1 protein-coding gene is annotated in these 326 nt (G+C 47.2%); it reads left to right on the forward strand.

The window, feature by feature from the left end; genetic code table 11:
• Positions 1-326: hypothetical protein (locus tag ACTRWI_RS22810; protein ID WP_499133955.1), on the forward strand; the 326-nt coding region annotated here is incomplete at both ends.

The raw sequence follows: 326 nt of genomic DNA on the forward strand, positions 1-326 counted from the left end.
AGCCAGTCACTAACAAGTGTTGCCTCGGTACAAACACTTATCGGTAGCCTAACAGTGATCCAAAATTATGCGGTAGATAATACCCAAACCGCGCCAAGCGTTACCGATTATATGGTGGTAGGCGTTACTGGTGTTGATGCCAATAATTTGAGTGAAGTGAATGGTCAGGTGGACAGTCAATCGTTGACCTCGATAGCAGCGATTCAGACTCGAACCGATAGTGTCAACGTGATTCAAAGCTACGCGGCCGATAATACGCAGCAAGTACCATCAGTGAGTGATTATGCCGACTTTGGTGTTACGGGTGTGGATGCCAACAACTTGGC

This window comes from Pseudoalteromonas sp. G5_S1_14_S5 (assembly GCF_054968605.1).